This is a genomic window from Nonomuraea jabiensis (assembly GCF_014204795.1).
Lineage (GTDB): Bacteria > Actinomycetota > Actinomycetes > Streptosporangiales > Streptosporangiaceae > Nonomuraea > Nonomuraea jabiensis.
Genome location: NZ_JACHMB010000001.1, coordinates 8,077,907 through 8,091,227, shown reverse-complemented (window position 1 = coordinate 8,091,227; position 13,321 = coordinate 8,077,907). Strand labels below are relative to the sequence as shown.

At 72.7% G+C, this 13,321-nt stretch carries 13 protein-coding genes; 6 read left to right on the top strand and 7 right to left on the bottom strand.

Annotated features, from left to right (window positions below):
* Positions 1–23: 23 nt before the first annotated feature.
* Positions 24–2,327, top strand: coding sequence for a phosphoketolase family protein (locus tag HD596_RS36965; RefSeq protein WP_185074125.1), 2,304 nt, complete (start codon positions 24–26; stop codon positions 2,325–2,327).
* Positions 2,303–3,487 carry an acetate/propionate family kinase gene (locus HD596_RS36960; RefSeq protein WP_185074124.1) on the top strand — a complete coding sequence of 395 codons (1,185 nt, stop codon included), beginning with the start codon at positions 2,303–2,305 and terminating at the stop codon, positions 3,485–3,487. Before HD596_RS36965 ends, HD596_RS36960 begins: the two co-directional genes overlap by 25 nt.
* Here the strand turns inward: HD596_RS36960 and HD596_RS36955 are convergent.
* From HD596_RS36955 to HD596_RS36940, 4 genes are all read right to left on the bottom strand, one after another.
* Positions 3,482–4,480, bottom strand: coding sequence for a PAS domain-containing sensor histidine kinase (locus HD596_RS36955; RefSeq protein WP_246555113.1), 999 nt, complete (start codon positions 4,478–4,480; stop codon positions 3,482–3,484). The two genes, HD596_RS36960 and HD596_RS36955, sit on opposite strands and share 6 nt — an antisense overlap.
* An 80-nt stretch (positions 4,481–4,560) precedes the next feature.
* Positions 4,561–4,989 (bottom strand): ATP-binding protein, encoded by a 429-nt coding sequence (locus HD596_RS36950; RefSeq protein ID WP_185074122.1) that lies wholly within the window; start codon positions 4,987–4,989, stop codon positions 4,561–4,563.
* Between the two features lie 93 nt (positions 4,990–5,082).
* Positions 5,083–5,727 (bottom strand): response regulator transcription factor, encoded by a 645-nt coding sequence (locus HD596_RS36945; protein ID WP_185074121.1) that lies wholly within the window; start codon positions 5,725–5,727, stop codon positions 5,083–5,085.
* A gap of 112 nt (positions 5,728–5,839) precedes the next feature.
* Complete coding sequence (locus HD596_RS36940) at positions 5,840–6,559, bottom strand: hypothetical protein (protein WP_185074120.1); 720 nt, start codon at positions 6,557–6,559, stop codon at positions 5,840–5,842.
* Positions 6,560–6,989: 430 nt separating this feature from the next.
* Between HD596_RS36940 and HD596_RS36935 the strand changes: the two genes are divergently transcribed.
* The 3 genes from HD596_RS36935 to HD596_RS36925 all read left to right on the top strand — a co-directional run bounded on the left by HD596_RS36935 (position 6,990) and on the right by HD596_RS36925 (position 9,232).
* Positions 6,990–7,541: a hypothetical protein gene (locus HD596_RS36935; protein ID WP_185074119.1), complete on the top strand. Its 552-nt coding sequence runs from the start codon at positions 6,990–6,992 to the stop codon at positions 7,539–7,541.
* A gap of 97 nt (positions 7,542–7,638) precedes the next feature.
* Positions 7,639–8,229 carry a copper resistance CopC family protein gene (locus HD596_RS36930; protein ID WP_185074118.1) on the top strand — a complete coding sequence of 197 codons (591 nt, stop codon included), beginning with the start codon at positions 7,639–7,641 and terminating at the stop codon, positions 8,227–8,229.
* A complete protein-coding gene (locus tag HD596_RS36925) occupies positions 8,219–9,232 on the top strand; it encodes a hypothetical protein (protein WP_185074117.1) in 1,014 nt (337 codons plus the stop codon). The genes HD596_RS36930 and HD596_RS36925 overlap by 11 nt, the downstream gene beginning before the upstream one ends.
* 4 nt (positions 9,233–9,236) lie before the next feature.
* Here HD596_RS36925 and HD596_RS36920 read toward each other — a convergent pair whose 3' ends face one another.
* Positions 9,237–9,821: an NADPH-dependent FMN reductase gene (locus HD596_RS36920; protein ID WP_246555112.1), complete on the bottom strand. Its 585-nt coding sequence runs from the start codon at positions 9,819–9,821 to the stop codon at positions 9,237–9,239.
* A 113-nt stretch (positions 9,822–9,934) separates the two neighbouring features.
* Between HD596_RS36920 and HD596_RS36915 the strand changes: the two genes are divergently transcribed.
* Positions 9,935–10,792, top strand: coding sequence for a helix-turn-helix domain-containing protein (locus HD596_RS36915; RefSeq protein WP_185074115.1), 858 nt, complete (start codon positions 9,935–9,937; stop codon positions 10,790–10,792).
* 6 nt (positions 10,793–10,798) lie between these two features.
* Here the strand turns inward: HD596_RS36915 and HD596_RS36910 are convergent, their stop codons facing one another.
* Positions 10,799–12,658, bottom strand: a complete 1,860-nt coding sequence (locus HD596_RS36910; RefSeq protein WP_185074114.1) for a hypothetical protein — start codon at positions 12,656–12,658, stop codon at positions 10,799–10,801.
* 53 nt (positions 12,659–12,711) lie between these two features.
* Positions 12,712–13,305, bottom strand: coding sequence for a pentapeptide repeat-containing protein (locus HD596_RS36905; protein ID WP_185074113.1), 594 nt, complete (start codon positions 13,303–13,305; stop codon positions 12,712–12,714).
* Between the last annotated feature and the right edge of the window lie 16 nt (positions 13,306–13,321).

Here is a 13,321-nt window from a genome sequence, read left to right as displayed (position 1 = left end):
TTCTGTGGAGGAAGCAGCAGAGGATGGAGCATATCGACGCGTACTGGCGGGCGGCGAACTACCTGTCCGTCGGGCAGATCTACCTGCTGGACAATCCGCTGCTGAGCGAGCCGCTGCGGCCCGAGCACATCAAGCCGCGGCTGCTCGGCCACTGGGGCACCACACCGGGGCTGAACTTCTGCTTCGCCCACCTCAACCGGGTGATCCGGGAGCGGGACCAGGACATGATCTACATCGCCGGTCCCGGGCACGGCGGCCCCGCCGCGGTGGCGCACGCGTGGCTGGAGGGCACCTACTCGGAGCGCTATCCGGACGTCTCGCAGGACGTGGAGGGCATGCGGCGGCTGTTCCGCCAGTTCTCCTTCCCCGGCGGGATCCCGAGCCACGTGGCGCCCGAGACGCCGGGGTCGATCCACGAGGGCGGGGAGCTGGGATATTCGCTCGCGCACGCGTACGGGGCCGCGTTCGACAACCCGGACCTGGTCGTGGCCTGCGTCATCGGCGACGGCGAGGCCGAGACGGGCCCGCTCGCGGCGAGCTGGCACTCCAACAAGTTCGCCGATCGCGACCGCGACGGCATCGTGCTGCCCATCCTGCACCTGAACGGTTACAAGATCGCCAACCCCACCGTGCTCGCCCGCATCCCCGAGGGGGATCTGCTCAAGCTCATGGAGGGGTACGGCTACCGCCCGCACCTCGTCGGCCCCGACCATGAGGAGATGGCGCGGACGCTGGACACCGTCTTCGACCAGATGGCCGCGTACAAGCAGGGCAGGGCCGACCGGCTGCCGATGATCGTCCTGCGCACGCCGAAGGGCTGGACGGGGCCGCGCGAAGTGGACGGCAGGCAGGTCGAGGGCACGTGGCGGGCGCACCAGGTGCCGCTGCCCAACGTCCGCGAGAACGCCGCCCACCTGGCCCTGCTGGAGCAGTGGATGCGCTCGTACCGGCCGGAGGAGCTGTTCGACCCCGGCGGCGCCCCCGTGCGGGAGGTCCTGGAGACCGTGCCGCGCGGCCCGCGCCGGATGAGCGCCAACCCGCACGCCAACGGCGGGGAGCTGCTGGAGCCGCTGCGGCTGCCGGACTTCCGCCGGCTCGCGGTCGAGGTCAAGGCGCCCGCCGGGCAGTCGAGCGAGCCGACGCGGGTGCTGGGCGGATTCCTGCGTGACGTGATCATCGCCAACCCGCGGACGTTCCGGCTGATGGGGCCGGACGAGACCGCCTCGAACCGGCTGTCGGCGGTGTTCGAGGCCACCGACCGGGCGTGGAACGCCGAGCTGCTGCCGACGGACGAGCACCTGGCCCCCGGCGGCCGGGTCATGGAGGTGCTGAGCGAGCACCTGTGCCAGGGCTGGCTGGAGGGCTACCTGCTGACCGGCAGGCACGGGCTGTTCAACTGCTACGAGGCGTTCATCCACATCATCGACGCCATGTTCAACCAGCACGCCAAATGGCTGGAGTCCTCGCAGAAGATCTCCTGGCGGCGGCCCGTCGCCTCGCTCAACTACCTGCTGTCCTCGCACGTCTGGCGCCAGGACCACAACGGCTTCAGCCACCAGGACCCCGGCTTCCTCGACGTGGTGATCAACAAGAAGGCGTCCGTGGTGCGGGTCTACCTGCCGCCGGACGCCAACACGCTGCTGTCGGTCGCCGACCACTGCCTGCGCTCGCGCGACTACGTCAACGTGATCGTGGCGGGCAAGCAGCCGGTGCTGGACCTGTTCACGATGGAGGAGGCCATCGCGCACTGCACCCGTGGCCTGGGCATCCTGCCGTGGGCCTCCACCGACGAGGGCGCCGAGCCGGACGTGGTGCTGGCCTGCGCGGGCGACGTGCCCACCCAGGAGACGCTCGCCGCCGCCGCGATCCTGCGCGAGCACATGCCCGAGCTGAGGGTACGGGTCGTCAACGTGGTGGACCTCATGCGCCTGCAGCCGCGCTCGGAGCACCCGCACGGCATGTCGGACGCCGAGTTCGACGCCCTCTTCACCGCCGACAGGCCCGTCGTGTTCGACTTCCACGGCTACCCGTCGCTGATCCACCAGCTCACCTACCGCCGCCACGGCCACGCCAACATCCACGTGCGCGGCTACAAGGAGGAGGGCACCACGACCACGCCGTTCGACATGGCCATGATGAACGACATCGACCGCTTCCACCTGGTCATGGACGTCATCGACCGGGTGCCCGGCCTCGGCACCACGGCGGCGCACCTGCGCCAGCGCATGAGCGACGAGCGGCTGCGGGCCCGCGCTTACACGCGCGAGCACGGCGAGGACACCCCCGAGATCAGGACGTGGACGTGGCCGGGCGCATCCTCGTACTGAACACGGGTTCGTCGTCCATCAAGTACGAGCTCGTCGACGTCCGCACCCGCGAGCGCCCGGCGAGGGGGCTGGTGGAGCGCATCGGCGAGGAGCGCGGGCGGCTGACGCACCACGCCGCGGACCGGCCCCCTTACGTGTCGGAGGAGCCGTTCCCCGGGCACGAGGCGGGGCTGGCCGCGGTCATGAAGGCGTTCGAGGCGGCGGGGCCGGCGCTGGACCCGGTCGCGGTCGGGCACCGCGTCGTGCACGGCGGGACCCGGTTCGCCGAGGCGGTGCTGGTCGACGACGACGTGATGGGGGCGATCGAGGAGCTGGCGCCGCTCGCGCCCCTGCACAATCCGGTCAGCCTGACCGGGATCCGGGTGGCGCGCGGCGCCTTCCCGGGGGTGCCGCAGGTGGCCGTGTTCGACACCGCGTTCCAGCTGGCGCTGCCGCCCGAGGCGTACACGTACGCGGTGCCGCGCGACTGGCGCGAGCGGCTCGGCGTGCGGCGCTTCGGCTTCCACGGCACCTCCTGCGCGTACGTCTCCCGCCGCGCCGCCGCCTTCCTCGGCCGCGATCCGGACACCCTCCACCTCATCGTCCTCCACCTGGGCAACGGCGCCAGCGCGACCGCGATCTCCGGCGGGCGCAGCGTCGACACCTCCATGGGCCTGACGCCCCTGGAGGGGCTGGTCATGGGCACCCGCTCGGGCGACGTCGACCCCGCGCTCGCCGGCTACCTGGCGCGCGTGAACGGGATGGACGCGCGGCAGGTGGAGAGCGGGCTCGACCGCCAGGGCGGCCTGCTGGCGCTGGCCGGGACGGGCGACATGCGCGAGGTGCGCGCCCGCGACGACCCCGAGGCCCGGCTGGCCCTGGCGGTCTACACGCGGCGCGTCCGCAAGTACGTCGGTGCCTACTACGCGCTGCTCGGGCGGGTGGACGCGATCGTGTTCACCGGCGGGGTCGGCGAGCACGACGCGGCCACCCGCGCCGAGTCCCTGTCCGGGCTCGACCGGCTCGGCATCACCGTGGACCCCGCGCTCAACCAGGCCGAGTCGGCGCAGGAGCGGGCGGTCTCGCCGCCGGACGCGGAGGTGGCCGTGCTCGTCATCCCGACGGACGAGGAGTGGGAGATCGCCCGCCAGACCCTCGCGCTGATCACGCCGGGATCATGACGGGTGGCGCGCGACGGCCGGCACCCAGAAGTCGACCGTCGTGCCCGCGCCGGGCGCGCCCCGGATGCTCCACCAGCCGCCGGCCGTCTCGGCCCGCTCGCGCATCTCGATCAGCCCGAAGTGGCCGTCCAGGCCGCCCTGGTGGCTGATCCCGACCCCGTCGTCGCGCACGCGGACGTGGACGCCACCGTCGAGCGAGGCCAGCTCCACGGCGACGGCGACGGCTCCCGCGTGCTTGCGGACGTTCGTGAGGGCCTCCTGGCAGATGCGGAAGACGGTGATCGCGGCCTCGGCGGGCGGCTCGCGTTCCAGGTGGTTCACCAGCTCGTACGTCATCCCCCGCATCTCCCGCTCCAGGTAGGAGGCGAGCCCCTCCGCCAGCCCGTCACCGGGCAGGCGTAACCGGAAGGCCAGGTCGCGCAGGCGCCCCACGGCGGCCTCGACGGCGTCGCCGAGCGCGCGGACGCCGGCCGCGTGCTCCTCGGGCAGGCCCTCCTCCAGCACCCGCAGCCGCATCCCGACGGAGACCATGGACTGGATGGTGTCGTCGTGCACGTCGGAGGCGATGCGGCGGCGCTCCTGCTCCTGGGCCTGCACCAGGCGGCCGAGCAGCAGGCCGCGCTCGTCCAGCGCCCTGGCCATGCTGCGCCGCTCGGTCAGGTCACGCGTCACCTTGCCGAACCCGCGCAGCTCGCCGCGTGCGTCGCGCAGGGCGGTGATGACCACGCTGGCCCAGAACCTGGTGCCGTCCTTGCGGACCCGCCACCCCTCCCCCTCCCAGCGGCCGTCGGAGGCGGCCGCCTCCAGCCCCTTGAACGGCTTGCCGGCCGCGACGTCCTCGGGCGGGTAGAAGACGGAGAAGTGGGTGCCGATGATCTCCTCGGCCGTGTACCCCTTGATGTGCTGGGCTCCGGCGTTCCAGCTCACGATCCTGCCCCGGGGATCGAGCATGAAAATGGCGTAATCGCGGATGCTCTGGACCAGTAATTCCATATCCGCTTGTGGAAGGTTATCCACGGCCATACCGCAGCTTTTCATGACATGGCACGATGACCCAAACCGCCCCGGCAGGTTCAGCCGTCGAAGGCGCGGGCCTGGAGCGGGGCGAGGCGGGGCGCCAGCTCGCACCACACCACCTTTCCGCCCTTGTCGCCGTCGGCGGGCGTGATCCCCCAGCCGATGGACAGGAGCCGGACGACGTGCAGCCCCCAGCCGTTCGACGGACCGGGTTCACGCGGCTCGGGCAGCCGCTCTCCGTCGTCGCTCACTTCCACCCGCACCCGCACCGCGCTGCCCCGCAGCCTCAGGCACGGCGGGCCGTCGCCGTGCACCAGCGCGTTGGTCACCAGCTCCGACACCACGAGCAGGACGTCCTCGTGGTGGCCCCGGTAGCCGCACTCCGCCAGGGCCCGGCGCACGATCCGGCGCGCCGCCGTGATGCTGTCCATCTCCTTCGGCAGGGGGGTGTCGACCTGGTACTGCCCGGCCTTCTCGCTGACCACCCCTCTACTTTCGGGGAGCAACTATCCGATCACGAGACGCATCAGCGCCAGGCCGGCTGGTACACCTGTGGCACGCGAGATGGTGCAAATGCGTCAGTCGAGCAGCCCTTCCCTGCGGGCCACCGCGACCGCCTCCAGCTTGGACCTCGCGCCCAGCTTCTCCAGCACGTGCTGCACGTGGTTGCGCGCCGTGTTGCGGGCCACGCCGAGCCGTTCGCCGATCTCGCGCGCGCCCATGCCGTCGGCCAGGAGCCGCAGCGTCTCGCGCTCGCGAGCCGTCAGCGCGGACCCCAGGCGCCCCGCGCGCCCGGTCAGCCGGTCGAGCACCCCCGGCAGCAGCCCGGGCGCGAACACCACCCCGCCGGCCGCCACCTCCCGCACCGCCGATTCCAGCTCCCCCAGCCGGGACGACTTCACCACGAGACCGGCGCCCCCGGCCGCCACCGCCCGGGCCGCCACGGAGACGGTCGCCTCGCCGGTCAGCACCAGCACCCGCGCCTTGGGCGCCGCCGCCACCAGCCGCCCGATGGCCGCGATCCCGTCGCCGTCGGGCAGGCGCCGGTCGAGCACGACGACGTCCGGCTGGAGCCTGCCGGTCTCGGCCACCGCCCCGGCGACGCTACCGGTCTGGGCCACCACCTCGATGTCGGGCACCCGCTCCAGCGCCAGCCCGATCGCCTCGGCGACCATGGCGTGATCCTCCACGAGAACCACCCGGATCGAAGGGGGTATCGCCATGTCTGCCGCTGCCTCTGTCCGCGGTTTCCGCGCCCGCACGGGGCGCACGCCGGCCCGGCGCCATGAGCAGTGTCCCACGACCCCCGCGCCCGTGGCCAACGGCGCCGTACGCTCACGGCTTCCAGGGCAGGCGGCGGTGCTTGAAGGTCGGATACTTGGTCTCCCAGTAGCGCCAGCCCTCGACCCTGGCGGGGATGTTGGCGTACCCGCTGGCGACCCTGACGTCGCGGCACGTGCCCATCACCTGCCAGGCCGACCAGCCCACGCGGTAGCCGAAGACGCGGTACCACAGATGGCCGTACATCCCCTTGGTGATCTCCCGGCTGTATTCGTGGCCGGTGAAGACCATGTGACGCTCTTCGAGGTGCGGCAGGCCCATCCGGCGCATCTCGCGCACCACTTCGCGGGTGGTGATCGGTTCCACCCGGGTGAGCGGTTCAGTCGTGGAGACGGCCTTCCGCCTCTCGTTCTCGGTCTCCAGGAACGCGCGGACCTCGTGCTCCCGCGTGACCGACGCCGTCACCGTACCGCCGGGGCCGTCGACGTAGTTGGTGCGGGGCAGGAAGAAGTTGCGCGGAGAGAGCGAGTGCACCTTGAAGAACAGGTGCGGGCTGCATCTGTCGCCGTGGATGAGGGGGAAGTGGCGGTGGCGGAGGCGACGGCGGCGCCGGTCGTCATTGTTCGTGGTGGTCGCGGTGCCGGCGGTCTCCGCGGGCGCCGTGGTCTCGGCGGTTTCGGCGGTTTCGGTGGCGCGGTCGGTGTCGTCGTCGTCGTCCGCTCTGGCCGCCGGCACCAGGGCGGCGACCAGGGCCATCGAAAGCGAGCCGCTCATCGCCCATCTCATCGCGTGACGTGCCTTGGTCCGGACGGGATTGGCTGGGGCATTTGTCCGTGAATTGGGAGTGGACATGTACCGTACCTTTCGGGATGCGTCAGGCCAGGGTCCGGCCTGTGCCGCCCGCCGAGCGGGCCGACAAGATCGGTACGATGGTTACAGTTGCGGCGAGGCGCTCTTCAACGCCACGCCGCAGGCGAATATCCCATGCTGGGAAAGCGCCGGTGAAAAAGTGTCAATAGCGGGTCGTCCCTTTCACAAACCCACATCGCGGTGTTCCGGCGTCACCGGGCCCTTGTCGGGCCCTCCGGATAAGAGCCGGATGACCTGCTACGACGCCGATCCCCGGGCCCTCGGGACCGGCCAAAGGGGTAATTCCCGAGGGAAATCTGAGACTTTCTCCCGACCTTCCAGGAGAATATCGGCTGTGTCCTCCGCGTCGTCAGTGCTGCGCCTTGTGCGGGCCGTCGTGTTCGCGACGGTCTGCGGCGCGGTGTCGGCGGGCGGCCACGCGCTGGCGGGCGGCGGCCTGGTGCCGTTCGAGGTCTACCTGGCCGGGGTGCTGGCCGCGCTCGGGCTGGCGTACCTGATCGACGGGCGCGAACGCGGCCCCGCGGCGGTGCTGGTGGCGACCGTGAGCACCCAGATGCTGCTGCACCAGCTCTTCGAACGGCTCACGCCCGCGGCCGGGGCCGGCCCGGCGCACGGGCATCCCGCGCCCGGCATGGCGCTGGTCCATCTCACGATGGCGGGACTGACGGCCTGGTGGCTGCACCGGGGCGAGCGCGCGCTGTGGCTCATGATCCGCCTGTACGGCGCGCCGCGGCTGATCGTCCCCCTGCCCGCCGCCGTCCCCGCCGAGGCCGGATGGCCCTCGTGGCGGCCGGTCACCCCTTACCTGACCGCGTACGCGGGAAGGACCGTCTCCGGCGCGATCCTCAGGCGAGGCCCGCCCCCTGGGCCGAGGCACTTCGGCTGACGCACACGTTCCTTGGCGCGCCCGGCGGGGCGCGTACCCTTGCCTGTGTCCGGACGGCGCCACGCGCGCGTCCGGGAGATCGTTCTGGAGACCCATCATGGCGTTCCTGCCACGACACCTCATCGGGGCGGCACTCGCGTGCGCCCTCATCCTGATATTTCCGGCATCGCCGGCGTTCGCGCACGACGCGCTCAAGAGCAGCTCGCCCGCCAAGAACGCCCAGGTCGACTCGGTCGACGAGATCGAGCTCGAATACAGCGCGAGCGTGAAGTTCCCGTTCGTCGTGCTGCACGACGCGGCGGGCAAGGAGGTCCCGCTCGGCAAGCCCGTGCTCGACGGGCCGAAGGTGCTCACCGACGTCCCGCAGCCGCTCCCGCCGGGCCCCTACGTCATCGCCTGGCGTGTCGTTTCGTCCGACGGGCATCCCATAGAGGGCGAAATCCCCTTCAGCGTGAAAGGATCACCTTCTCCATCGGCTTCGCCCTCGTCCATCGGCGGGGGGCCGACGGCGAGCACGCCGCCACAGGCGGCCGGGTCCGCCGCGGCGGCCGGCGAGCGGCCCGCGTCCTCCGCGGGGGTTCCCGGCTGGATCTGGGGCGGGCTGGCGGTGCTTGTCGTGCTGGGCGCGTTCGTTCTGATCCGGACCGCGCGCCGCGGCCCAGATCGGGAGGAAGTGGATGCGGATTGAGGAAGCCAGACAGATCGCTCGGCAGTGGGTGCTGGAGGAAGGCGCCGCGCTGCCGGGCTTCGACGGGGCCTTCCTGACCGGGTCGGCCCTGTGGGCCGACCCGGCCGCCGAGCTGGCCGCGACCTCGGACGTGGACGTCGTCGTGGTCGCGGACCAGCCCGCCCGGCTGGGCAAGTTCACCTACCGCGGGGTCCTGCTGGAGGTCTCCTCCGTCTCGGGGCTGGGCTCCACGCACGAGGTGCTGAGCGACTACCACCTGGCCGGCAGCTTCCACCTGCCCTGCGTGCTGGCCGACCCGTCCGGGCGGCTGACCGAGATCCAGCGGGTGGTCTCACGTGACTTCGCCGAGCGGCCGTGGATCCTGGCCCGGTGCACCAACGCCATGGACCGGGTGCGCGGCTTCATCAACGGCATCGACGAGCGGGCGCCCCTGCCCGACCAGGTCGCCTCGTGGCTGTTCGGCACCGGGGTGACCACCCACGTGCTGCTGGTGGCGGCGCTGCGCAACCCCACGATCCGGCGCCGCTACGTGGCCGTGCGCGAGCTGCTCGCCGAGCACGGGCGGCTGGACTTCCACGAGAGCCTGCTCGAACTGCTGGGCGCCGCTCACCTGAGCGCGGCCCGGGTCGAGCGGCACCTGGCCATGCTGGAGAAGGTGTTCGACGCCACGGCGGCCGTCCGCGTCCCCTCCTACCCGTTCGACTCGGACATCACCCCGCCGGCGCGGCCCATCGCCATCGACGGCACCCGCGAGCTCATCGAACGCGGCCTGCACCGGGAGGCGGTCTTCTGGCTCGTGGCCACCTACGCGCGCTGCCTGGCCAAGCGGGCCCTGGCGGGTGAGCAGGCGGGTGAACAGGCGGGCGAGCAGGGATACGAGGACGGCTTCCGCGAGCTGCTGGCCGACCTGGGGGCGGAGACGCGCCGGGACCGGCGGCGCAAGGGGGACCTGGTCCTGGCGGCGCTCCCCGGCGTGTGGCAGACCGCGATGGCCCTGTGTTAGGGCCTCACGCCACGTAGGGGGTGGTGCGGCGGGCGTCCCGCAGCACGCTGCTCCACCAGCCGAGCTGGTCGAGCAGCGCCTTGGCGGCGACGTCGGGCCCCTCCGGGTCCAGCAGCTCGCCGTCGGGGCCGAACCGGCTCCAGTGCTGGTCGAAGCTGATCGTGTTGCGGATCGTCACGGCGTGCACCTCGGCGAAGACCGGCCGCAGGTGCTCGGCCGCGCGGATCCCGCCCCCGTACCCGCCGTAGGAGACGAGCGCGACCGGCTTGGCCATCCACGCCGTGAAGTGCCAGTCGATGGCGCTCTTGAGCGAGGCGGGGAAGCTGTGGTTGTACTCCGGCGTCACCACCGCGAACGCGTCCGCCGCCGCCAGCCGCGCGGCCAGCCGCCCGAGCGCCGCCGGGCGGGACTCCACGTCGGCCAGCTCCTCGGGGGTGGCGGGCATCACCGCGGGCAGCGGCGTCAGCGCCAGGTCGATCACGTCGAGGTCGAACAGCCCGTGCGTGCGCGCCCGCTCGGTGAACCACTCCGTGATCCTGGGGCCGAACCGCCCTTCGCGAACGCTGCCGGTGATCACTGCCAATGTCATGTTCTCCATGCGCCCCAGGCTCGTGGACGCCGGGCAGGCGAGGGAGGCCGGGCTGAGACTGGCCCTCGCGGGGCCACGATAAGCGCCGGGCGCCGGGCCTACACTCGTGGCCTGTGGGTGACAACGAACTGGGGGCGTTCCTGCGCTCCCGCCGGGAAGCCGTCAAGCCGGAGGACGTCGGGCTGCCCGGCGGTCCGCGGCGGCGCACGCCCGGGCTGCGCAGGTCCGAGCTGGCCACCCTGGCGGGGGTGAGCGTCGAATACCTGACCAGGCTGGAGCAGGGCCGCGACCGCAACCCGTCCACGCAGGTGCTCATCACGCTGGCCGAGGCGCTGCGGCTGACGCAGGAGGAGCGGGTCCACGTGCGTCAGCTGGCCAAGGTGGCCAGCGGCGACGTGCGGCTGTGCCCGGCCGCGGCCGCGGCTCCGGCCCGCACGGTGCGCCCGACGGTGCGGGCGGTGCTCGAGCGGCTGGAGCCCGCGCCCGCCGTCCTCCTCAACCGGATGGGCGACGTGCTGGCCCGCACCACGGGGTTCGAGCGACTGTACGGCCCCGTGGGGCTGCTCGACGGCGATCCGCCCAACCTGGTCAGGTACGTGTTCGCCGACGCGCGGGCCAGGGCCGCCTACCCCGACTGGGACCGCGTGGCCGACGAGCACGCGGCCGCGCTCAAGCTGGCGGCCACCAAGGGCGACCCGTTCGCGGAGGAGCTGGTCGCGGAGCTGTCGTTCGTGGCGGGCGAGGCGTTCAGCGGGCGACTGGCCCGGCCGCCCGTCCCGCCGGTGCCGGCCCCGGTGGAGCGGCTGGCGCATCCGGGGGCCGGGGAGCTGCGGCTCAGGCGCGAGCAGCTCGAGCTCTCCTACGACGACCAGCGGGTGGTCGTCTACCTGCCGGCCGACGCCGCCACCTCGGCCGCGCTCGACCGCCTGACCGGCCGCCTGCCGGGCGCCCTGCGCGCCGTCAGCGGCTGACCGTTCCTACGCGCGGCGCAGCGATCTGGTCAGGCCCGCGGCGATCGTGGTGGCCAGCACCCAGCCGGCGGCGATCAGCCCGTACGCGAGCCACTGCGCCCCGCCGTGCGGGTTGAACGCCTTCTCCTGCCCGAAGTCGATGATCGGCAGCAGCAGGTCCAGCGTGTAGACGAGCGCGTGGAACGGCGGCGCCTCCCCCGGCTTCAGCGGCGGCGGCTGGGCCAGGCCGAACACGACCGTGCCCACGGCCAGGAGCGCCAGCAGCCAGGCGGCCGCGCGTAAGGGGCGGAAGCCGTACCCGACGGTGACGTCCTGGAGGTGGCCCCAGAGCCCGGCGTACCACGGGAGGGTGGCGCGCCGGCGCTGCTGGCCGGCCAGGAGCGTGTCGCGGGCGTCGGCCTCGCTGCCCAGCCGCCGGTACATCGCGGCGAGCTGCTCGTACGCGTTGGGCAGGTAGCCGTCGGGATCCCTGCGCAGCCAGCCGAGCCGTCTGGCGGCGGGCAGCATGGGGTCGAGCACCTCGTAGGCGAGCCCGTCCATGCGCATCGCGTCCGGCCAGACGGCGGGGTCGTCGCGCAGGACGCCGATGCGCGCGTGGCGCAGCTCCACCGTGCCCCGGACGGGCGCGGCGGTGCGCAGGGCCAGCTCGCGCGCCTCCACCCGCCAGCATTTGAGCGCCACCTGGCCGGGGGCCTCCAGCGTGGCGTCGTCGAAGCACAGGCGGCTGCCGACCTGGGCGTTGGTCAGCCGGACCCGGCCCTGCGCCGAGAAGCCGGTGCAGAGGTTGAGCACCTTGCCGACCGTGATGCCGTTGGCCGTGAGGGCCGAGCCGCCGGGGTTGGCCAGCTTCGCGCCCTCGAAGTGGGCGGGACCGGTGACGGAGGCGTCGAGCAGGCTGATCTCGCCCTCCGCGCTCATCCCGTCGCGGGCGTGCAGGGCGCCGTCCACCGTGAGGCCGTCGCCGGCCAGGGCCACGCCGCCCGGGTTGCGCAGGGTGGCGCCGTCGAGGTTGAGCGAGCGGGCGACGGCGGCGCTGCCCAGGCGTACCTGGCCCTCGGTCTCGACCAGCGACAGGAACAGGCCGCCCTCGGCGTTGAGCCCGCCGCCGCGCACGGCGATGCCGCCGGGGTTGCGCACGCGCGAGCCGCGCAGCGTGAGCGGCCCTCCGACGCGGGCGAAACGCACGCAGATCTCCCCGTCGACCGTCATCCGCCGGGCGAACAGGCCCACCTGGGCGGTCAGGTTGGACGCCTCCAGGGCCATGCCGCCGGGCGCGTGCAGGCGGGCGTCGTCGAGGTTGACGGCGGCGCCGATCCGCGCGGCCGTCAGGAAGATCTCGCCGTGGCTGCTGAAGCCGTCCTGGGCCGCCAGGTTGCCCCCGACGTCGAGGTGCTCGCCGTTGACGACGGCCCCGCCCGGGTTGTCCAGGTGGGCGCGGTTGAGGTTGAGGGTGCCGCTGACGCGGGCGCCGGACAGGCGCAGCTCGCCGGTGACGTGGCAGCCGGCCAGGCGCAGGTTGCCGTCCACCTGGAGGTTCGAGGCGATCAGGCCGGGCAGCGTGGAGCCGCTCAGGCTGAGGAACCGGGTGCGCGCCTGGTACAGGTCGGGCGCCTCGTCGAACGCGCACTGCTCAAGGGTGATCGGGAAGCCGATCTCGGCGAAGGCCAGGTGGAGCAGGCCGGTGATCCGGGCGCCGATGAGGCGCAGCGCGGGCTTGGGCCCGTCGTGCTCGCCGAGGAGCACCTCGGCCAGGGCCTGCGCGCGCACGGCCGGGTCGAGGTCGCCCGAGCGCAGGTCGACTTCCCTGCCATGGGGCACGGCTTCGGCCACGGCCCGCTCGGCCGGGAGGAGATCGGTGATGGTCACCCGGCCATACTGCGCCGTCCGCCTGGAGATCCGCAGCCGATCGCGGTGGCCGCCTAATCGCGTACGTCGAGGCCCAGGGCGCCGGCCACGACCGTCGCCTGGAAGGGGTCGATGATCGCGTTCTTGAGCGTGACGGTGAGCGGGTCGAGCGTGCTCAGGTCGCTGCCGCGCAGGTCGCACCGCGTCAGCTCGGCGCCGCGCAGGGACGCCCCCGACAGGTCGGCCCGCCGCAGCTCGGCGCCCTCCAGCCGGACGCCCGACAGGTCGGCCTCGCGCAGCCGGGTGCCGCGGAAGACGCTGCCGCGCAGGTCGGCGCCGGCGAGGCCGACGTACGACCAGTCGCCGCCCTCGACCTTGAGCAGCCCGTACGTGCACCCGTCGAACACGCTGCCGGTCAGCTTGCACCCGTCGAACGTCGCGTCGAAGAACGAGCACCGCGTGAATGTGCAGTTGACGAAGCGGGCGTCGTCGTGGACCGACACGTTGAAGCGCACGTTGCTGAAGTGGCACTCCTCGAAGGAGGAGCCGTGGTCGACCAGCTCGGTCATGTCCACGTCCTGGAACAGCACCCGGCGATGGCTCTCGCCGGAGATCTCCACGCTGTCCCAGTCGGTGGACCAGATCGTCTTCTCGGTGGGCTGGGTCATGCGAACAAACTAGCGG

Bases quoted from the DNA above. Each gene is read 5' to 3' on its own strand.
- HD596_RS36965 (WP_185074125.1), top strand. From the start codon at position 24: ATGGAGCATATCGACGCGTACTGGCGGGCGGCGAACTACCTGTCCGTC.
- HD596_RS36955 (WP_246555113.1), bottom strand. From the start codon at position 4,480: ATGGAATTACTGGTCCAGAGCATCCGCGATTACGCCATTTTCATGCTC.
- HD596_RS36945 (WP_185074121.1), bottom strand. From the start codon at position 5,727: ATGGCGATACCCCCTTCGATCCGGGTGGTTCTCGTGGAGGATCACGCC.
- HD596_RS36940 (WP_185074120.1), bottom strand. From the start codon at position 6,559: ATGAGCGGCTCGCTTTCGATGGCCCTGGTCGCCGCCCTGGTGCCGGCG.
- HD596_RS36930 (WP_185074118.1), top strand. From the start codon at position 7,639: ATGGCGTTCCTGCCACGACACCTCATCGGGGCGGCACTCGCGTGCGCC.
- HD596_RS36925 (WP_185074117.1), top strand. From the start codon at position 8,219: ATGCGGATTGAGGAAGCCAGACAGATCGCTCGGCAGTGGGTGCTGGAG.
- HD596_RS36920 (WP_246555112.1), bottom strand. From the start codon at position 9,821: ATGACATTGGCAGTGATCACCGGCAGCGTTCGCGAAGGGCGGTTCGGC.
- HD596_RS36905 (WP_185074113.1), bottom strand. From the start codon at position 13,305: ATGACCCAGCCCACCGAGAAGACGATCTGGTCCACCGACTGGGACAGC.